The sequence below is a fragment of the Flavobacterium lindanitolerans genome (assembly GCF_002846575.1).
Lineage (GTDB): Bacteria > Bacteroidota > Bacteroidia > Flavobacteriales > Flavobacteriaceae > Flavobacterium > Flavobacterium lindanitolerans.
Genome location: NZ_PJND01000007.1, coordinates 674,300 through 695,775 on the forward strand (window position 1 = coordinate 674,300; position 21,476 = coordinate 695,775).

Annotated in this window: 19 protein-coding genes; 10 read left to right on the forward strand and 9 right to left on the reverse strand. The window is 36.2% G+C overall.

Translation table 11 applies throughout. From position 1 onward, the window contains the following. Position 1 precedes the first annotated feature (1 nt). The 6 genes from B0G92_RS02980 to B0G92_RS03005 all read right to left on the reverse strand — a co-directional run bounded on the left by B0G92_RS02980 (position 2) and on the right by B0G92_RS03005 (position 5,726). Complete coding sequence (locus tag B0G92_RS02980) at positions 2-742, reverse strand: LytR/AlgR family response regulator transcription factor (RefSeq protein ID WP_101472006.1); 741 nt, start codon at positions 740-742, stop codon at positions 2-4. Positions 743-749: 7 nt separating this feature from the next. Next, positions 750-1,793: a sensor histidine kinase gene (locus tag B0G92_RS02985; protein WP_101471047.1), complete on the reverse strand. Its 1,044-nt coding sequence runs from the start codon at positions 1,791-1,793 to the stop codon at positions 750-752. A gap of 143 nt (positions 1,794-1,936) precedes the next feature. After that, positions 1,937-2,896 carry an L-histidine N(alpha)-methyltransferase gene (locus B0G92_RS02990; protein WP_101471048.1) on the reverse strand — a complete coding sequence of 320 codons (960 nt, stop codon included), beginning with the start codon at positions 2,894-2,896 and terminating at the stop codon, positions 1,937-1,939. Between the two features lie 6 nt (positions 2,897-2,902). Continuing rightward, entirely contained in the window at positions 2,903-4,048 is a 1,146-nt protein-coding gene (egtB, locus tag B0G92_RS02995; RefSeq protein WP_101471049.1) for an ergothioneine biosynthesis protein EgtB, read from the reverse strand. Between the two features lie 412 nt (positions 4,049-4,460). Continuing rightward, positions 4,461-4,946 (reverse strand): DUF6646 family protein, encoded by a 486-nt coding sequence (locus B0G92_RS03000; protein WP_056066910.1) that lies wholly within the window; start codon positions 4,944-4,946, stop codon positions 4,461-4,463. 51 nt (positions 4,947-4,997) lie between these two features. Then, positions 4,998-5,726 carry a metallophosphoesterase family protein gene (locus B0G92_RS03005; RefSeq protein ID WP_101471050.1) on the reverse strand — a complete coding sequence of 243 codons (729 nt, stop codon included), beginning with the start codon at positions 5,724-5,726 and terminating at the stop codon, positions 4,998-5,000. A 129-nt stretch (positions 5,727-5,855) separates the two neighbouring features. Here B0G92_RS03005 and B0G92_RS03010 point away from each other — a divergent pair, with 129 nt between their 5' ends. Further along, positions 5,856-8,249, forward strand: a complete 2,394-nt coding sequence (locus B0G92_RS03010) for a DUF5686 family protein (protein ID WP_101471051.1) — start codon at positions 5,856-5,858, stop codon at positions 8,247-8,249. On the opposite strand, the gene B0G92_RS03015 is transcribed toward B0G92_RS03010, so the two are convergent. From B0G92_RS03015 to B0G92_RS03025, 3 genes are all read right to left on the reverse strand, one after another. Further along, positions 8,238-9,398: an ATP-binding protein gene (locus tag B0G92_RS03015; RefSeq protein WP_056066900.1), complete on the reverse strand. Its 1,161-nt coding sequence runs from the start codon at positions 9,396-9,398 to the stop codon at positions 8,238-8,240. The two genes, B0G92_RS03010 and B0G92_RS03015, sit on opposite strands and share 12 nt — an antisense overlap. Before the next feature lie 62 nt (positions 9,399-9,460). Continuing rightward, complete coding sequence (locus tag B0G92_RS03020; protein ID WP_056066897.1) at positions 9,461-10,213, reverse strand: SDR family NAD(P)-dependent oxidoreductase; 753 nt, start codon at positions 10,211-10,213, stop codon at positions 9,461-9,463. 47 nt (positions 10,214-10,260) lie between these two features. Continuing rightward, a complete protein-coding gene (locus B0G92_RS03025; RefSeq protein WP_056066894.1) occupies positions 10,261-11,133 on the reverse strand; it encodes an aldo/keto reductase in 873 nt (290 codons plus the stop codon). Between the two features lie 197 nt (positions 11,134-11,330). On the opposite strand from B0G92_RS03025, the gene B0G92_RS03030 reads away from it, so the two are divergent. From B0G92_RS03030 to B0G92_RS03070, 9 genes are all read left to right on the forward strand, one after another. Continuing rightward, on the forward strand, positions 11,331-13,520 hold the full coding sequence (locus B0G92_RS03030; protein WP_101471052.1) for a hypothetical protein: 2,190 nt from the start codon (positions 11,331-11,333) through the stop codon (positions 13,518-13,520). 2 nt (positions 13,521-13,522) lie between these two features. Beyond that, positions 13,523-13,981: an SMI1/KNR4 family protein gene (locus B0G92_RS03035; RefSeq protein WP_101471053.1), complete on the forward strand. Its 459-nt coding sequence runs from the start codon at positions 13,523-13,525 to the stop codon at positions 13,979-13,981. A 203-nt stretch (positions 13,982-14,184) separates the two neighbouring features. Further along, the gene (locus B0G92_RS03040; protein WP_101471054.1) at positions 14,185-14,646 is read left to right on the forward strand and encodes an SMI1/KNR4 family protein; all 462 of its coding nucleotides are present in this window, start codon (positions 14,185-14,187) and stop codon (positions 14,644-14,646) included. 340 nt (positions 14,647-14,986) lie between these two features. Then, entirely contained in the window at positions 14,987-15,991 is a 1,005-nt protein-coding gene (locus B0G92_RS03045; protein ID WP_056066891.1) for an AAA family ATPase, read from the forward strand. A 127-nt stretch (positions 15,992-16,118) separates the two neighbouring features. Then, entirely contained in the window at positions 16,119-16,988 is an 870-nt protein-coding gene (locus B0G92_RS03050) for a DUF58 domain-containing protein (RefSeq protein ID WP_101471055.1), read from the forward strand. Between the two features lie 39 nt (positions 16,989-17,027). Beyond that, on the forward strand, positions 17,028-18,638 hold the full coding sequence (locus B0G92_RS03055) for a BatD family protein (RefSeq protein WP_101471056.1): 1,611 nt from the start codon (positions 17,028-17,030) through the stop codon (positions 18,636-18,638). Position 18,639: 1 nt separating this feature from the next. Continuing rightward, positions 18,640-19,638, forward strand: coding sequence for a vWA domain-containing protein (locus B0G92_RS03060; protein ID WP_056066883.1), 999 nt, complete (start codon positions 18,640-18,642; stop codon positions 19,636-19,638). Positions 19,639-19,644: 6 nt separating this feature from the next. Continuing rightward, the gene (locus B0G92_RS03065; RefSeq protein WP_101471057.1) at positions 19,645-20,685 is read left to right on the forward strand and encodes a vWA domain-containing protein; all 1,041 of its coding nucleotides are present in this window, start codon (positions 19,645-19,647) and stop codon (positions 20,683-20,685) included. Between the two features lies 1 nt (position 20,686). Continuing rightward, positions 20,687-21,472, forward strand: a complete 786-nt coding sequence (locus B0G92_RS03070) for a tetratricopeptide repeat protein (protein ID WP_101471058.1) — start codon at positions 20,687-20,689, stop codon at positions 21,470-21,472. Positions 21,473-21,476 lie beyond the last annotated feature (4 nt).

Sequence of the window (21,476 nt, forward strand, 5' to 3'; positions counted from 1 at the left end):
ATTATCGGCTTAACAGGTTTTTATAAACTACCTCTTTCAGGAGTGCCTCTCTGCGTGTTCTTGAAATAGGTAGTTGCTGCCCGTTAATAGAAAGACGGCCGCCTGCTATAGAATCGATATGATCAATATTTACCAAAAAGGATTTATGAATCCTGAAAAACTTTTCTTTAGGAAGCGTTTCTTCCAGCGAAATCATAGTCTGATGGATAATCAGGACTTGATTTTTGAAATGCAACTTGGCATAGTTCTGCATTCCTTCGATATAAAGAATATCCATCCAGGATATTTTTTGGAAACCTTCACCCTGGCGGATATATAGAAAAGGGTCAGCCTGAACCTGCTGTTTTGCAGAAGCGGTTAATGAAAACAGTTGCTGAGCTTTTAAAGATGCCTGATAAAATCGTTGAAATGTGATAGGTTTCAGCAGATAGTCTACTATTTGAAGACGATATCCTTCCAAAGCATGTTCAGAATAGGCTGTCGTAAAAATTACCATTGGTGGGCGTTCCAGAGAATCTAAAAATTCCAGACCCGAGAGATAAGGCATGTTAATATCCAGAAACAGTAAATCGACCAGCCCTTTTTGGACGTATTCTGAAGCTTCGAGAGCCGAAGCACAGGAACCGATAACTTCCAAAAAATCTATTTTTTCAATAAAATCGATAATGCTATGCCGCGCCAATGGCTCATCATCAATAACGAGACAATGAATCATCACTTTAGAAGACTGGTCCGCATTCATATTCATATCAATTGAGTGCTAAATTAAGAATAATTGTATACGTATCTTTCGTTTTCTCAATAGATAAATCATAACGACATGGATATTGGATATCAAGCCTCTTGCGCACATTTTCCAATCCAAGTCCATGATCATTAGATGATGGTTTATACTGTTCAGTATATGAATTTTTTATTTTTAGCATGAGATCATTTCCTTCCTGTCTGCACAACAGATTTACGTAACCATTTTCATGAGGAAGCCTTGAAACGTGTTTAAAAGCATTTTCTACTAATGGCATCAACAGTAATGGTGTGATTTGTAGGCTACCGTTTTGGATTTCCCATCGGCAATCCACATCCAATTCATTTCCCCAACGTACTTGCTCAATACCGACAAGATTTTTCAGATATTTGATTTCCGCATCCAGCATTACATATTCACGATTGGACTGATACAATTGGTAACGCAGAATATCCGAAAATTTGACAAGCAACTCAGAAGCAAGAGGCACATTGCGTTGCATGAGAATATGAATGTGATTGAGCACATTAAACATCAGGTGCGGATTGATCTGATCCTGCAATATCTTGATTTGGGCTTCCAGGTGATTTTGCTTTAACAGGGCGTGCTTTTTTTCCATTATGCCATGCTCCTGATAAAAACGCAGGCCGCAGGCTGTACCATTTACTAATAAAGCCGCCGGAATCGCGGTGTAAAAACGGAACCAGAAATGTTCTAAAACAGGTAATTTGGATTGAGGATAAATACCTCGTATTTCATAACTTGAAAACACGACAGATATCAGTGCGAGGCATCCGGCCAGAAGGAATACCATAAAAACAAACTGAGCTCCAAAAAAGCCCATCCTGTTTTTGTTCAAAGCTTTAGGTAGCAAAACATCGCTTAGCGTATGAGCAATAGTAATGGAAAATACTAAGAAAAGCAGTGCCTGGTAGACAGCATGTAAGAAATTAAAATCCTGGATCATCTGTGACCAGATGGCAAAACCTAAGGCACACCAAAATACACTTATAAATAGCCAATGCTTGTATTGAGAATTTTTTTTCATGAGAAAAGGCAAAGATAATCTTGCTTCGTTAAATTTTCGAATATACAAAGAAGGAAAGATTATTGCTTTTTTTGAAAAATATTTGACCAACTGTATCTACAGATTGACTAAAAGCAGATGTGGCAGTAAAAAAACATCCGGTTTTACTTCTCCCACAAACTATCCGTAAAATATTGTTTGCCATCTAAAAAGTTTTCAACAACCTTAAAATTCAACTGATTTGCCAAATCCTCAATTTCTGCAAAACTGTATTTTTTAGAAAGTTCTGTCCAAATGGTTTCGTTTTTTTCAAAACTAAACGATGTGTTTAGTACCCGACTGTAAAATTGCTGTTGGATTAAGCTGTACAGATAGCTATTGACTTCGCCATTTTCAGGATTATAGTGGCAGTAAAAATCAAATTGATCTATGGCAATATCTGCATCCAGTTCCTTGTTAATCCTATGTAGCAGGTTCATATTGAATGCTTTGGTAATTCCATGCGGGTCGTCATAAGCAGCCTGTATAACTCTGGGGTCTTTTTGTAAATCAATGCCTAGCAATAATTTATCACCCTTTTTCATTCCGGACGAAAATTTTTGAAGTAAACCAAATACATCTTCCTTTTTATAATTGCCAATATTGCCGCCCAGAAAAAGAAACAGGTTTGGAGTGTCATCTTTTGCTATATCTTCAAGCACATCAAAATAATCGCCAATTTTCGATTCCATTTTGAGTTTTGGCAAGGCAGAGAGCAGGTCTTCTTCCAGAATTAATATGGCTTCTTCAGATATGTCAATAGGCATATAGGTGAAATCTGCATCTTTATTCAGGAAAGTCTTTAATAACTGCTTTGTTTTTGTGCCGTCACCAGAACCAAACTCCACAATATTGAATTTTCCTTTAAAAGCCATTTTATCCAAAATGGTATCAGATTGCCAGGACAGGATTTCCAACTCGCAATTGGTAGGGTAGTACTCGGGCATTTTCATGATTTGCCGGAATATCTGACTTCCGTTATCATCATAAAAATATTTAGAGGACAAGTGTTTCTTTTTTGAAGTCAATCCTTCAAGGACATCTTCCGCAAAAGCGGTATAATGGATGGGTTGTGCAGTATTCATAAGCAATTATTTTGCGAGACGAATGCCGTTGAACTGCCAGCGTTCATGGGCATGAAAAAAGTTTCTGTATGTTTTTCGGTCATGCTGTGGTGGCGTGGCACAGGAAGCGCCACGGAGTACCATCTGATTGACCATGAATTTTCCGTTATATTCTCCGATAGCGCCTTCGGGTTTTTTAAAATTCGGATAGGGCAGGTAAGCGCTGTTTGTCCATTCCCAACGCTTTCCCCAATTGAATTTGTCGGCAGCAGCTTCCCATTCGAATTCGGTTGGCAGTCGCATTTTTTTCCAGGCTGCAAAAGCAGCAGCTTCATAAAAGCTGATGTGTGTCAGGATAGCTTCTGGATTTAATTTTTCCAATCCGCCTAAAGTGTAATTGTGCCATTCTCCATCAATCTTATGCCAGTATAAGGGTGCCTCAATTTTGTTTTCGGTAACCCAGGACCAGCCTTCATCCAACCAATAATCAAAATTCGTATAGCCGCCATTAGAAATGAACTCCAGATATTCCGCATTGGTCACCAGCGATTTTGAAATTTCAAAATCATGCAGGTATACTTTATGTCTTCCATGTTCATTGTCAAATGAAAATCCTTCCCCTTCAAATCCTATTTCATAAATACCTTCTTCGAGCTTTACAAAACCGGTTTCTTCATTTTCCTGTTTTTCCCAATCAATATTTTCGTCATATACGGGGAAAATAGGATTGTTTCCAAGAATATATTTAATGTCGGTAATAAGCAGTTCCTGATGTTGCTGTTCATGATTCAATCCCAATTCGATTAAGTCTTTTAACTCTTCCGATTTAAGCTGTAACAGTATTTGCATATGCATGTCTACATAAGAACGGTATTCAAATACTTCATGAACGCCCGGACGGGTAATGTTTCCCCTATCCGCTCTAAAAACACGTTTGCCTACAAAATTGTAGTAGCTGTTGAATAAGAAGCTAAAATCGTCATCGAACAGTTTATAATCCGGAAGATGATCGTTTAAGACGAACTGTTCAAAAAACCATGTAGTATGTGCCAGATGCCATTTTGGAGGACTTACAAAATCAGCAGGCTGCGGTACAAAATCTTCTGTAGTCAGTGCATTACAGAGGTGTTCAGTGTGTTTTCTAATAGAATTGTATCGGTCTGAAAGTGTCATTTTTTGGGTGAGTTTGTATACCTAATTTACAAATAATGTTTTACAGCTTCTTTCAAACCGGCTGATTTTAACCTATTTATAACATTGCTAAAAAAAATAAATAATCCAGGCAACCTTTTTAAAAGTTTTGCATCTATATAGAAATTGCTATGAAAAAGATTCCATTGTAACGGCATAGAAACCCGGAAACTATATTTGACAGCAACTGCGAAAACTATCAATCTTTTGCTTCAGGTTTGGTTATGATTACTGCAGCTGCATGTCACGTTATTCCGAAAGTGTGACTGTCGCGTTACAACCGGAATAAAAAAAGTCCCAATATTACCGGGACTTTTTCTTTTGCGGAAATAGGAAAACAAAAAATCCGATTCTTTTTAGGAACCGGATTTTGAATATGCTGTTTATTTTATAATTATAGATTGAACGAAGCGCCAATATGGAAAACAAACTGATTGTTCAGGCGGTCATATCCAAATACATCACTTTTATATTTTGCAATTGGAACGCTAAATTCCGTAAACAAACCGAAACCTTGCGAGAAGAAATAGCGTCCGCCTAAATGGGCACCAAAATTTCTTAAGCCTAAATCCAGACCCGGATAGATATCTACATTTTCCGGCAAGCCCATCACATTTCCGATGTTTGCATTAAAACGCGCTTTCAAATCGAAACGGTCTTCAAATTTAGAGCCGTCGCCATCAACGCCCAACAGATATGTGGTGTATCCACCAATAGACATGTTTTCTCCGATTCCATAGTCATAAGTAGCCATGATTCCTGTTGCATGATCCTGAAAGTTGGCACCTACCTGAAACTTCTTGTCGCCTTTTCCGCTAAAAGCCTGTGCGTTTCCAAGAAAAGCACTTAAAAGCAAACCAATTGTTATAATTTTCTTCATGATTAAAAATTTTATGCAAATATACTCGAATTTTATAATTTTTTAAACAAATTAATTTCGGCCACTTTCTTCAGGATATAACAAGTAAACCGGATCGCTTTGCCAATATTCTTTTGTTTGAATATCCAGAATAGTCAAAGGGCCTTTAAAAGCAGCTCCTGTATCAACATTCCAGATGTTTGCCTTATTCACAGGAACGGTTTCTCCAATTCGGGTTACCGGTGTATGGCCAATAAAAATTTCAGTGTAAAGATTGAATCTTTTTGGATAAAAAGGACTGTCTTTTTCAATAGAACTGTCAAGCGAAAGTGCATTTTCCCACAAGGTGCGTTCCCAATAAAACATTTTTGGGAAATATTCATAGGTAACTCCGTTGAGGTTGGTAAACCCGGCATGGACAAACAAACGATTATGTTCGTCCAGATGGTAATTTTCTAAAGTTTTAAGAAAATCAATATGAGCCTGTTTTTTTTCCTGAGACAGTATGCTATATTTTTCCATAGTCAGGCGACCGCCATGATTGAACCATTGCGGGTTGTCCTTTTTTACTTCCAACCATTGCAACAGCAGGTCGTCATGGTTTCCTCTTAAAAAAATGCAATTATGTGTGGTTTTCAGAGCAATTAAAAAATCAATTACTTCCGGAGATTCGCTCCAGCCGTCAACATAATCCCCAAGAAAAATCAAGGTATCATTAGTGGTTACGTTGGCTCTTTTAAAAATCTGGTGCAGGGCTTTTAATCCGCCATGGATATCTCCAATGATTAAAGTTCTGTTCATTCTATAAAGTATTGTTTTCAAATATCATAAAAAACTATTGATTATATAAAAGAATAATTCACATTTAGCGTTTAGTTAGGATTGAAAAAGAAAATATTTGATTTAAAATTCTGACTTTTAAAAACTACTATGCAAAAAATTTACCCCCAACTGGCCTTTTTATTCTTTATTGGGCCGGTTTTGTATGCACAGAACACAATTAAAGGAAAAATTATTGATTCAGAAACCAAAGAACCTCTTGCTTTTGCTACGGTTGTCATTAATGGAGATAATAGACAAGGTGTGTCTTCTGATATTGAAGGTACCTTTGTCTATAAAAGCACTTCGCCTATTTCCAGCGTCAGTTGCAGTTATATGGGATATGAAAATTTTTCCACTCCCGTTTTAAAAAAGGACAGCGAAATAGTAATTGCTATGGTCCGTTCCAAATTTGATTTAAACGAAGTGGTTATAGAATCAGGAGAGAATCCTGCCAATGCCATAATTAGGAAAGTAATTGCCAATAAAGAACTTAATAATCCTGAAAACATCAATTCTTTTAAATACCGGTGTTATAACAAGTTAATTTATGATTACAGATCGGATTCGCCCGATAAAAAAGACAGTTTGCTCATCCGGCAAAAACTAAAGGGAAGCCGGCTTTTTATGATGGAATCTGTAACAAACCGAAAATTCATAAAACCCGATATTAGTGAAGAAGTCGTAATTGGTACCAAAGTCTCGGGATTTGAAAATCCGACCTTTGCTTCACTGGCAACCGATTTTCAGCCATTTTCTTTTTATAAAGACAACATCAGACTGTTCAATATTAATTACCTGAATCCAATTAGTAAGGGTAGTTTAAAGAAATATAAGTTTCGCATTGAAGATACAATCTACCAACAAAAAGACACGGTATACATCCTGTCATTCCGACCTCAAGCCAATAAAAATTTTGACGGACTAAAAGGTTTCCTTTACATCAATACCAACAAATATGCAGTACAAAATGTTATCGCATCACCTTTCGAAAAAGGAAAAATTGATATCAGAATACAACAGCAGTATGCTTTTATAGATAATAAATACTGGTTTCCGCAACAGCTCAACTATGCGTTAATTTTTAATGAATTTCCAACCAAAACTATCGGAATGATTCTGGATGGTAAGAGTTATATAGACCAGGTAGAAGTCGATATACCGCTGAATAAAAAAGAATTTTCATTAGAAGCCGTCCGTATGGATTCTGAAGCTGCAAAAAAAGACAGCCTTTTTTGGGATAATTCCCGTGCCGAAAAACTAAACAATGCCGAAATGACTACCTACAAAGTCATTGACAGTATTGGAAAGAAAGCGAATTTTGACGGCTTTTTGACATTTATGGAGAAATTTGCACAAGGACGAATTCCTGCCGGTCCAATCGATATTGATTTGTCAAAAACGTTTAGCTATAACAAATACGAAAAATTAAGGCTGGGAACCGGTTTTTATACTAATGAAAAGCTTTTCAAGGATTTGACTTTGGGTGGCTTTTTGGGTTATGGAATGGAGGACCATGACTGGAAATATGGAGGGGAAATACTATATAGGATTTCTAAAGAAAACGAGATGGTTGTTGGAGCAAAATACCAGCAAAACCTGATGGAAACCGGAAATTATGGTTTGAATACGTATGAGCCTAGCCTTTATAATTTCAGAAATTATATTGGCTACCAATATGACATGATCCGGCAGAATAATCTGAATTTTAGCTTCAGGACGCTGCGCTATTTAAAATTCAAAGTCGATTTCAATCATACCAAAACTACACCAAGGTATGAATATCTTTTCAACGATGGAAATCGGGATTTTCGTAATTATACAACAACTGACCTCACATTCCACCTAAGATTTGCTTACAAGGAAAAATTTGTAAATAGCATGAACCAGCGATATTCTATGGGAACAAAATATCCTGTCTTTAATCTGGCCTACACTAAAGGAATCAAAAACTTAATCGATAGTGATTTTGATTATAACAGGATAGAAGCCAGTGTCCAGCAGTCCTTTTTTACAAAGAATTTCGGACAGACAGACTATCGCTTAGAAGCCGGTTTTATTGACAAGCCGTTGCCATATGGACTTTTATTTACAGGTGAAGGAAGTTATGATAGCAAATCGGCTATTATTATGAAAAACACCTTTCAAACGCTACGTCCGTATGAGTTTTTATCAGACAGCTATGTGAACTTATTTCTTTCACACAATTTTGGCGGGTTGCTGTTCAAATCAGGAAAGTTTCAACCGGGTGTGACCTGGCATAATAATTTTGGTTGGGGAAATCTGTCAGATAAAAGCGCACATCAGGTAATTGCTTTCAAGACAAAAGATAAGATTTTTACAGAAACAGGTTTACAGATAGATAATATTTTAAAAATCAACTATATGAATATTGCCAATCTGGGTCTTGGATTTGGTGTGTATTATAGATATGGGGCCTATTCACATCCTGAGTTTAATGACAACCTGACTTTTAAATTTTCGATGGCCATGTCAATCAAGTGATGTATCATATTTCATCTTACGCAAAATGCGCATTGCTTCCTTAAAGTTGACATAAACAGTCGGATTCTCGAAACTTTTCAGCAAAGGTTTTGCATCTATCAGTTTTTGTTTTGCCTCTTCAAAACCGTTGAGGTAGCAAATCATGAATGTTGAAGGAAGATTTTCCAGGTCTTTTTTTTCTCTTTCAGAAAGTGTAAGTCCTTTGTCGAGTTTGGCAAGCAGCGATTGGTTGGAATTATAGATATGGAAAAGCATTTTTCTATTGTATTGTGGCGGTTCAAACAAAAATTGCGTTTCGATTTTATAGTAACCGTTGTCATAAAAGGAAATGGTCTGTTTTTCTAACGGATAATAACTGGTCTTATCGTTTAGTCCCAGTGGCAGGTATTCTGTTATTGAAAAAGTATGGTTGTCGTATTCAATGGAAACTTCATCCAATGCCGAATAAAAGAGCTTTACCTGTTCGTTCACCAGTTCGATGTCAACACGGGAAAGATAGGTCATGTCCTTGACCTTTTTTTTATGTCCGGCCCAGCAAACCACAAATAATTCTTTGAATACTTTATATTTTGGAGACATGTCCTTATGCCGGTTGTTCATGAAATCAATAACGCCTTCCAGAGTATGTTCAATGCTGTTGCGGGAGTTGTTTTCAATACTGATAACGGTTTCCACATTTTGGTAGTTTCGGCCACTATCATTTGGAATTTCATCAACAGGAACAGAATTGCTTCCAATGCGTATGAATATCGATTTTGCAGGAATAGTATGGATTCCTTTTTTAAAAAAGGAAACTTTTTTACTCGGTTTGATTGTTACCAATCCAATGACCTTGTCTTTTGGAAGATTTGGAAAAGGCACATTTTCATACTGGATTTTAGGGGGATTCTCCAGAAAGGCATTGACGAGATTCTGGATGCGACTGTCGTCAAAAAAATCATCACCTATAATTTCATTATCGTGGTCTTCAATGCCCACAACAATATAGGAATTGTTGGCAGGATTGGAATTTGACAAGGCGCAAATATGTTTTAAGAATTTAGCCTTCCCTTCCCGGGTGTGGAGGTTGAGTTGGCGCTTTTTGTCATAAAAACTGCTTTCGTCATTATGAGCAAGGAGATTTTTTATGAGCAGGCGCTTATTGATCATGGAGTGAATGTTAAAAGGCCGGGTTTTTAGTTCTTCGAACCAAAAACCCGGCCATCATCAATTTAGAGTATGCGGTTTACTATTGTAGAGGAAGCCTGCGCCGTCGACATTACCATCAGGTCGGCAATGTTGACATGGTAGGGTCTCGTAATTACAAATCGTATAATATCGGCTATGTCTTCCGGTTTTAGAGGTTCAAAACCTTTGTAAACATTGGAAGCCCTTTCAGCATCGCCTTTGAAACGTACCTGTGAAAATTCCGTCTCAACCATGCCCGGGTGAATGCCTCCAACCCGTATGCCGTATTGGTTCAGATCCATACGCATGCCTTGATTAATAGCATCAACAGCATGTTTTGTAGCGCAATAGACATTTCCATTCGGGTAAACTTCTTTTGCGGCTGTGGAGCCAATGTTGATAATGTGGCCGTTTCTCCTCTCAACCATTTTAGGAATAACGGCATGTGAAACATATAAAAGACCTTTGATATTGATGTCTACCATAGCATCCCAATCTTCCAGATCGCCATTTTGAATAGGGTCCAAACCGTGTGCATTTCCGGCATTGTTAATAAGGATATCGATTTCGGCAAATTCTTTTGGCAGTGAATCGATAGATTCCTGTACGGCTTTTTTCTTTCTTACGTCAAAATTAAGCGTATGTACTTTGGTGCGGTGTTCGAGTTCGAGCTGTAATTCAGCCAAACGGTCCTCGCGTCTTCCGCAAAGAATCAACTTAAAATTATGTTTTGCTAATTCAATCGCTGTAGCTCTTCCTATACCGCTGGTAGCGCCTGTTATTAATACTGTTTTCATTAATTTCCTGTCAGAATTTATAATTCATCCTAAATAGTTTAGTCTTTTTAAGGCACTTTGTTTCCCATACTTTCTGTCCAGATGGCAAACCATTCTTCGTTTTCCAATTTGAATTCGGTTGCCTTATAAAGTTGCTGGATTCTGGAAACATTCACGGTTCCTGCAATTGGGATAACTTTTGCCGGATGCTGCAATACCCATGACAATAAAATGGTGTCTGAACCTACATGGTATTTTCCAACCAATTCTGCCAAAAGTGTTTTTAAACGTCGCGTCTGGTCGGTTTTTTCTCTGAAAACCGTTCCAAGCGGATTCCACGCCATAGGGCGTATGTTATGCACCTGCATATGGTCAAAGCTTCCGTCGGTCATAGCCTTAAAGTCGGTTGCAGAAAACTGCACCTGGTTGTAACTCACTTCTGTTTTTGAAAGTATCAGGTCGGTTTGTGAAGGCGTAAAATTAGACAGCCCGAAATCAAGAATTTTTCCTTCCGATTTTAATTTTTCTACGGCTTCTGCAATTTCATTGGCATTCATAAGCGGACTCGGACGATGCAGCAGGAAAACATCCAGATAATCAGTATGGAGGTTTTTCAGCGAGTTTTCTACAGACCAGATAATGTAGTCTTTCGAATAGTCATAATGTTTGATTTTGTTATTCCTGTTTCCAAGAACATGCTGTATGCCGCATTTTGAAATCAGCTGTATTTTTCTTCGGTCGATCTTGCTTTCGGACAAAGCTTTTCCAAATTCGGCTTCGGTCGTGTAGCCTCCATAAATATCGGCATGATCAAAAGTGGTGATTTTATTTTCAGAGCAAACGTGTATCAGGTTCGCCATTTCGGAAGTTGTGAGATTTTTATCCCAGACTCCCCAGCTCATAGTTCCCGCTATAATGGGAGATAATGTTGTTTTCACGATGATAAGTTTTGAGATTTTAAATTTATGAAAACAAAATCAAAAGAAGAACAGATATGTTGTTAATGTGCGTGCGGAAATAAATCCATTATAAAAGAAAAAAATACATCAATACGATTATTTAATGTAAAATATTCTTATATTTGTAATATAGAACTTTTGCAAAAGTAATCTGAGTTTAATTTTAAAATTTTATTTACATGAGAGAAATAATAAATTTATCAAACAATAATGATTGGTTTGATGATTTTGACGAGGAAAGTAAAAATATGATGGAAAATATACAGTTTTTAAATTTATCGTCTGATTTTCAAAACAGAATTAGCAATAATTTTAGGGGAACTCCTGAACAAATAAATAAATCAAGAACCCCTAATTTAAATAATCCTTTTGGTAAGGACAGTATCTTCTATAAAGCAAAAGAAGGCTCTCTTAGGCTATTTTTAGAAGATAGAAGTTTATACCAGCAAGCTAAAAATAAATTCAATGATATTGATTTAGAAAATATTCTAATAAATGTTGCCGACTCCGATGAAATTGACGATTTGCCTTATTTCTGTAAAAAACGGAATAGAATTCGTGTAGTGCAACATACAATAGGCGATTCTTTTGAAAAATATTTTGAAAATTTTATAGATATTAAAACTAAAAAGTTAGAAACCTATTTTGATAACTTTATATGGTTTGAAGAAGGGAACAACTCAAATGTAATATGTTTTCATTTTTTTGTTTCTAATAATCACATTAAAGAAATTATCTGCACAATGGGGAGCGATATTTTTGATTGCTTAAAAAGTAAGAGCAATATAAATGCTTCCGGTGGCTTTACCGTAAAAAATGATGAAGATGAATATGTTGTTAATCCTGCATTGGATAAATTTAAAAATGATATTGTAGATAGGTTAAAAAAATTCTATTACAATGAAGAGGTCTTTTTAAATGTTAAGCTTCCTATTCGGACAGAAAAAGTAATCGAAGCATTAGATCAGGAGTTTAAAGCTGAAGGTGATTATCAGAGAACTGTAGATTGGATTTTTGAAAAAATGGAAATTACAACTACACTGAAAGATTTTGTAAATGATCTTAAGGATGATTCTAAAAATATCGAATCTTATAGGTTTGAAGAAAGCAGATACTTACCTTTTCATCCAAATTTCGACCCTGTTTTTAATGATTCACTATTAAAGGCATTTGGAATAAATCCAATGGTTAAAATCGAAGATTATTTTTTTGAATTTGAAAAAGAAGATATTGAAAAATTCAAACTGGTTGAAAAAGAGGTCAATTGGGTTTATGGTTTCAATGCTTTTTTCTGCGGACTATGGAATGGAATCATTGACACTGTAGATGGTTTTATCTTGTTAATTCCAGAACTGTATGAGATTTTTACAGACAGAGCTAGGCTCAAAGTATTCCTGAATTTGATTAAGGAATTATTTGAGCATATTACTGAATTGATGGGAAAAATAGAAGAATGGGAACTTAAAAACAGCAGTTATTCAGTATATCGCTATGAGTATTTTCAGACTTATGGATTGACAATTATCATGTCATTATTTTTACCGGTTCCTAAGCTAGCCCAGTCAGGAAAAACTTCTGAAGCATTTAGGTTTTTTACCCAAGCTGGCAGAACTTTTGTCGAAAGTGAGATAGTATTGACTGCCTATCGCTTTGGATTGCGTGTTGAGAAAACCAGTAATGAATGGAGATTGTATTTTTATGACATCTTGCTTTCTTCTGGTAGTAAAGAAAAAATTGCCAATCGAATAGGCAATATTATGGAAGTTGCAGCAAAAAATCCTAATATTGTATTTAAGCTTTTGTCGGAATGGAAACTCGAAAAATTAGTAAATGTTAAAAAAGGAAAGGGGATAAAAGGCTTGCCTAAGGAAAGTTTTGTAGCAGTTCAGAAGAAACTGTATAATGCAAATATTGCCCAAGCGGAATTTAAAGTCTACTATAATGGAAAAACAATTGTAAAAGAACTGAAAGCATATTCTGGGAGTAATATTGGTGAATTAGATGGATTTGGATTCTCCAAATCTCCGAATTTAAGATCAAACGAGTTAAAGTCAAACTTCAGTGAAGTTATAAATGGGAACATTACTGGTAGATTTTTAGATACTGAAAGTAAAATTTTTCGCGAATTTGAAGATGCTCATCTAAAGGGGATTATGAAAGAATTAGGAGCGAAAAGCACTGATCAGTTGCGAATAAAAGTATCTTTACAGACAATTCTTGATCCATGTAACGTTTGTCAGGGACAGATGAGCAAATTTCAAAAATTATATAATGCTAAGATTAAAATATTTTCAAGTGGAGCAAAAGATGGTTATATTTTTAAAAAAATGTATCCAAAACTTCATGTTGATAAACCTTTAAAAAAATAAAAATGGAAATATTATATTTAAAAAAAATGGAAGACTTTCCGAAAATTGGAAGTTATAAAAATGAAGGAGTTTCAGAAACTGAGATAAATAATATGGAACAAAGTATGAATGTTAAATTCCCCAAAGCATATAGAGAGTTTTTATTCTTGGGCGGAAATTATGAGAATTTATTATCAAATTGGAACAGGAATTTCTATGATTTGGATTCTGCCCAGGAATATGCAAGAGAGGCATTTCAGGGAGTTGGATTAAATATGAAGCCTTTTTGGTGTTTTGCAGAATACAATAATGCAAATTCCAGTTTGTTTTTCTTTTTGGATGAAGGAGAAGATCCACCTGTTTATAATTTTGTTGCAGATAAGGTTATTGTAGATGATAATGGGCATGAGGTTTTTTACAAAAAGACCTATCAATCGTTCAGTGCATTTATAGAAAAAAGTATAACCAGCGCTCTAAAATAAATTTTTCAAAACCTTTGCCATCAGCAAAGGTTTTTAGTTTTCAAAATTTCATCTATTTAACATTTGTGAAATATGGATAAGCAAATTTCAAAATCTATATAATGCCAAAATTAAAATATATTCAAGTGGGGCAAAAAATGGAGAAAAATTATTGGAATTATATCCAAAATTAGAAGTCAAAAAACCTTTAAAATAAAAAGTACATGGAATTAGAATATTTAAATAATTTGGAGAATTTATATCTCAGCAATAAAAAACTAAGTAGGATTGGAGTTTCAGTGATAGATATTTCTACACTTGAAAGTTCATTAAATGTGAAACTTCCAAAAGCCTATAAAGAATTTTTGCATATAGCAGGGAAAAGAGATGGTATACTTGGAGATTGGAACAGAGATTTCAATGATTTGGATTCTACCCAGGAATATGCAAGAGAGGCATTTCAGGGAGTAGGACTAAATATGAAGCCCTTTTGGTGTTTTGCAGAATATAATGATGCGGATTCCAGTTTGTTTTTCTTTCTGGATGAAGGTGAAAATCCTCCTGTCTATAATTTTGTTGCAGATAAGGTTATTGTAGATGATAACGGGGATGAGGTTTTTTATAAAAAAATACATGAATCGTTCAGTTCATTTATAGAAAAAAAAATAAATAGTGCTTTAAAATAAAAACAAAAACCTTTGCCACTCAGCAAAGGTTTTTGTTTTATATACTTGATTTCAGAAATCTGAAAAAATAGGATTGAGGAGCTAAAAACTTTATGTTTTTTCAGAATATAAATATACTCAACTATCATTGTACAGGCGGTTCCCAAATACGAGATAATGTTGTTTTCACGATGATAAGTTTTGAGATTTTAAATTTATGAAAACAAAATCATAAATCATCCTTAAAACCAAGGCATTCAAACATATTTTAACGTAACGTTAACAACTTGCATTTAAATAAATTTTCAATTTGCACTGTTAAAATTAAATACTAATTTCACGGCTTTTTAAATATTAGATTATGGAAGAAAATGCTACTGCATTAGACATTAGGGCAATTAATGAAAAAATAGAAAGAGAAAGTGCTTTTATCGACTTGCTGATGATGGAAATGAATAAAGTCATTGTAGGTCAGAAACACATGGTGGAGCGATTATTGATTGGACTTTTGGGACAAGGGCATATTTTGCTGGAAGGTGTTCCCGGATTGGCAAAAACATTAGCAATTAATACACTGTCGCAGGCAGTTCAAGGTTCTTTCAGCCGTATACAGTTTACTCCGGATTTACTTCCTGCCGATGTGGTAGGAACCATGATCTATAATATTAAAGACAATGCTTTTTCAATCAAGAAAGGGCCAATCTTTGCTAATTTCGTTTTGGCAGATGAGATTAACCGTGCCCCTGCAAAAGTACAGTCGGCATTGCTTGAAGCCATGCAGGAAAAGCAGGTAACTATTGGAGATACTACTTTCAAATTAGATAAGCCATTTTTAGTATTGGCTACACAAAACCCGGTAGAACAGGAAGGAACCTATCCGTTGCCAGAAGCTCAGGTTGACCGTTTTATGTTGAAAACAGTTATCGACTATCCAAAAATCGATGAAGAAAGAATGGTCATCCGCCAGAACCTGAAAGGCTCTTATGAAAAAGTAAATCCTGTGGTTTCTACAGACCAGATTCTTCGCGCTCAGGAAGCAGTTCGTGAAGTATATATGGATGAAAAAATTGAAAAATACATTCTGGATATCATTTTCGCAACCCGTTATCCGGAAAAATACAAACTGGAAAACCTGAAACCATTAATCAGTTTTGGTGCGTCACCTCGTGGAAGTATCAATTTGGCGAATGCGGCTAAATGTTATGCCTTTATCAAACGCAGAGGTTATGTAATTCCTGAAGACGTGCGTGCTGTTGTTCACGATGTACTTCGCCATAGAATTGGAATTACGTATGAAGCAGAAGCAGAAAACGTAACTTCTGTAGACATCATAAACAAAATCGTAAACGAAGTTGAAGTACCTTAGTAAGTTGATAGTTGACAGTGAATAGTTGATAGTTTATCGATAGTTCAAACTAACTATCCACTAAAGACTATCCACTATCCACTAAAAAGACTATCCACTAAAAATTGTCCACTATCAACTAAAAAAAATGGATACAAAGGAATTACTCAAGAAAGTACGGAAGATAGAAATCAAGACCCGAAGATTGAGCGATCATATTTTTTCGGGTGAATATCACACATCGTTCAAAGGACGCGGGATGACTTTTAGTGAAGTCCGCCAGTATCAGTTTGGTGATGATGTGCGTGCGATTGACTGGAACGTTACGGCAAGATACAATGAACCTTACATTAAAGTTTTTGAAGAAGAACGTGAGCTGACCATGATGCTTATGGTTGACGTCAGCGGTTCGGAAAGCTTTGGAACACAAAATGGCTTCAAGAAAGATATCGTTACTGAAATTGCGGCAACAATGGCCTTTTCAGCAACACAGAATAATGACAAAATTGGTTTGATTTTATTTTCGGATGAAATAGAACTGTATATTCCGCCTAAAAAAGGAAGGTCACACGTATTGAGAATTATCCGGGAACTGATAGAGTTCAGGCCTAAAAGCCATAAGACGAATCTTTCTCAGGCATTGCGGTTTTTGTCCGGAGTCATGAAAAAGAAAGCCATCGTTTTTGTGATTTCTGATTTTATGACAGACGATAATTATGAGCATACGCTAAAAATTGCAGGAAAAAAACACGACCTTACCGGTATTCGTGTCTATGATGCAAGGGAAGAAAAAATGCCAAACATAGGAATGGTCAATATGCTGGATGCCGAAACAGGCGAAACTATGTTGGTCAACACGGGCTCAAAAGCGGTACGTCTGGAATATGAAAAATACTATCAGGAAAAAATGAAATTTTTTAAGGAAACGTTTAGCAGATGTGGTTCGGGAACGGTAAATACCAGAGTAGATGAAAGCTACGTGACGAAACTATTGGGCTATTTTAAATCGAGAGGATAATCTTTTTTCCCCCTTTCATGATTAAGATTAGGAACTAAAATGAAGAACAACACGCTTTACATACTATTTTTTTTATTCATCGGAACCTTTGCCTTTGGGCAGCAGAAACGGGTAACTACAGCCGTTGATTCGACCAAAATAAAAATAGGGGCACAAATCAATCTTACGTTAAAAACTTCAGTAGACACATTGTCAAATGTGGTATTTCCGGAAAGCACTAATTTCGGACAGTTAGAAGTTCTGGAATCCTATCCAACAGATACCGTGAAACAAAAAGACCGCTATCTGCTTACAAAAAGATATGGACTTACCCAGTTTGATTCCGGAAAATACATGATACCGAGCCTTAAAGTGCTCATCAACGACAAACCCTACTCAACAGATTCAATTTTTGTTAACGTTGCCGGAGTCAAGGTCGATACATTGAAACAAAAAATGTACGACATTAAAGGAATAGCAGAAGTTAAGGAATCTATGGGTAATTGGTGGAAATACCTTCTGGGACTCTTGCTTTTGGGCGGAATCGGATACCTGATTTATTACTTTTCCAAAAAATATAAAAAGAAAGAAAAGCCGGAAGAGGTTGTATATGCAACACCAATAGAAAAAGCGGTAACACTTCTTAAAAATCTGGAACAGAAAGGACTTTGGCAAAAAGGAGAAGTTAAGAACTATTATTCAGAATTGACAGATATTACCAGAACCTATATTGAAGAAGAAATTCAGGTTCCGGCAATGGAAAGCACCACTTCCGAAGTTATTATAGGTTTGAGAAATGCCGCTGTCCGTAAAAAGATGAAAATTTCACAGGAAACCGTTGACAATCTGGAGCGTGTTCTGCGTCAGGCAGATTTGGTGAAATTTGCCAAATCAAAACCGCTTGATTTCGAAATAGCGGAAGACCGTGCAAAAATAGAAAAGACAATTTTCACCCTGCACAAGGCTATACCAGAAGTTGAGGAAGAAGACGAAGAACTGTTATTACTCGACGCGCAGAAAAAAGAACTGCTGCTAAAGAAAAAACGCAAACGCAAAATTGCAATTGCCACATTTATAGGAGCATTTTTGGTAGTAGGAGCGTTAACCTATTTCATTACGACCAGAGGATTGGATGCTATTTTAGGCAATCCTACAAAAGAACTATATGAAGGCGAATGGATTAAGAGTGATTACGGAAATCCGGCTGTGACCATTGAAACACCGAAAGTATTGAAAAGAACAAAACTTCCGGGCGGCAATAAAGACATGGGTATAAAAGAAAGCCAAGCATTTTCTTATGGGACTGTTTTTGATGAGGTGATGGTGAATATTTCTACTACATCATTTAAGGATACTTTGAGCCGACCGCTGGAAAAAGTAGTTGAAAAGGAAATCAAGTCGTTTGAAAAACAATACAAAGCAAAAGATGTTTTTGTAAAGCAGGACCAGTTCGATACCAAAGAAGGTATTTCCGGAATAAAAGCCTACGGAACTATGGTTGTTTTTAAAGAAGACAGTGATAAAGGAATCAAAATTGGATATGAAATTATGGTATTCGGACAAGAAGGAGGCCTTCAGGAAATTATTATTACCTATCGTGATAATGACGAATACGGTTCCAAAATTTCAGATAGGATAGTAAACTCGGTCGAACTTAAAAAAGTAAACTAAGATGAAAAATGTTACCTTTTTAAATCCTGAGTTTTTCTGGCTGTTTGTCCTCATTCCGATTGCTATAGCATGGCAAATATGGAAAGGAAAGAAACAGGCATCACTAAAAGTAAGCTCGCTAAAAGGATTCAAGGCGAAACCATCAATTTGGTCAAAATTAAAACCGCTATTATTTGTTTTCAGGATTCTTGCCTTAGGTTTTCTTATAGTTGCCATGGCAAGACCGCAAACCGTAGATATTAGTAATAAGACCAACATAACCAACGGAATTGATATTGTAATGTCAATCGACGTTTCGGGAAGTATGTTAACGCGCGATTTGAAGCCAAACCGTTTGGAAGCTTTGAAAAGGGTGGCTTCGGAATTCGTAGAAGCCCGTCCAAACGACAGAATAGGTCTGGTTGTTTATGCAGCAGAAAGCTATACCAAAACACCGGTAACCAGTGACAAGGCAGTCGTATTGGATGCTTTGAACAGTGTAAAGTATGATAACCTTTTGCAGGACGGAACAGGAATTGGTATGGGATTGGCAACAGCCGTAAACCGATTGAAAGACAGCAAGGCAAAAAGTAAAGTAATCATATTGCTTACCGACGGAGTCAACAATTCCGGGTTTATCGATCCGAGAATGGCTTCCGAAATAGCAAAAGAATACGGCATAAAAGTATATACGATTGGTATAGGAACAACCGGAATGGCAGAATCTCCTTATGCCATAGCTCCAAATGGAGATTTTGTTTACCGAATGATGCAGGTGGAAATTGATGAACAGTTGATGAAAGAAATTGCAAGAAATACCGATGGGAAATATTTCAGGGCAAAAAACAACCAGAGCCTGAAAGCTATATATGATGAAATCAATAAGCTGGAAACCACAGAAATTGAAGAACAGAAATTCTATAATTACGATGAAAGGTTCAGGCCTTTTGCTATAGCAGCAGGCATACTTTTATTGTTAGAAGTTTTATTGAAAAATACGGTTTTTAGAAGCTTTATTTAAGAAATTATGTACGACGAATTAGACGAAAAAAAATATTTATATCTCCTGATAGTCATACCAATTCTGGTACTGATTTTCCTTTTCAATCTTTATTGGAAAAGAAAAAAACAGAAAGAATTTGGTGACCTGAAATTGGTGAAAAAACTAACTCCGGAAAAATCGGTTTTCAAATCAACCCTGAAAATTACGGTCTTTCTTTTGGCGTTGGCCTGCCTCATTTTAGGTCTGGTTAATCCTAAATTGGGAACCAAGGTCGAAACCGTAAAAAGAGAAGGTATTGATATTGTTTTTGCTATTGACGTTTCAAAATCAATGCTGGCAGAAGATGTAGCACCAAACCGTCTGGAAAAAACCAAGCAGATTGTTTCGCAGATTATCAATCAGTTGGGGAGTGACAGAATCGGAATTGTAGCCTATGCGGGCAGTGCTTTTCCGGTATTGCCAATTACGACAGATTACAGTGTGGCCAAAATGTTCCTGCAAAGCATGAATCCGGGAATGGTGTCATCACAAGGTACCTCGCTTGATGAAGCCATACACCTGTCGTCTAGTTTTTTCAGCCAGGATAGTAAGGTGAGTAAGCTGGTTATCATGATTTCTGATGGGGAAGACCATTCCGAAGGAATTGAAGAAGCAACAGAAGAAGCCAATAAAAACGGATTGAAAATCATAACTATTGGAGTAGGTACCGAAAAAGGCGGGCCAATACCGTTAAAAAGAAATGGTGTGGTAGAAAGCTTCCAACGCGACCAAAATGGAGAAGTTGTAGTCACCAAACTGAATGAAGCTACTTTGAAAGAAATTGCCAAAATTACCAAAGGAGGTTATGTGAACGGAAACAATACAAAAGAAGTGGTCGATTATGTGAAACACGCCTTGGAAAATATTGAAAAAAGCGAATTCGAAACCAAGCAGTTTGCCAATTACCAATCGCAGTTTCAGTGGCTTTTAGGAATAGCATTCTTTTTGTTTTTTATTGATATCTTCTTTTTAGAGAAAAAGACAAACTGGGTGAAAAAGATGAACTTATTTAATGAAAAGGAATAATATGAGACAGCTATTGATATATACGCTTCTACTTTTTTCCTTTGCAGCAATCGCACAGGAAAAAGATAAAGACAAGAATCTGCCAAGAGGAAATAAAGAGTTTAAAGAAAAAAACTATGTCGATGCTGAAGCCGAATACAGAATTTCATTATCTAAATCGCCAACCAAGGCAATAGCATCTTATAATTTAGGAAATACGATTTATAAGCAAAAACAGCCAAGTGAAGCAAAACTGGCTTATGTCAATACTATAGAAAATGCCAAGACCAAAGCCGAAAAGCACAAAGCTTTTCATAATTTGGGAAACATTTTTATGACAGAAAAAAAATATTCTGATGCTGTTGAAGCCTATAAAAATGCACTGAGAAACAATCCGGCTGATGAACAGACCCGTTACAATTATGCCTTGGCTAAAGAATATCTGAAAAACAATCCGGAGCCGCCTAAAGACGATAAGAAGAAAGACAAAGACAAGAAAGAAAAGGATAAGGATAAGAAAAACGAGAAAGACGACAAAAAAGAAGGAGACAAGGGCGACGATAAGAAAGAGAATAAAGACAAAGGAGAGGATAAAAAAGACAAGCAGGACGGCAAAAATGGTGAAGGAAAGAATGATAAGGATTCTGACCAGAAAGGCCAGCCTAAACCGCAACCGGGTAACAGTCCGTCAAAGCAGCGAATCGAAAACCTGCTCGATGCAGTAAACAATGAAGAAAAGAAAATTCAGGAAAAGGTCAATGCCAAAAAAGTAAAAGGCAAGCCGGTTCAAACAGAAAAAGACTGGTAAGATG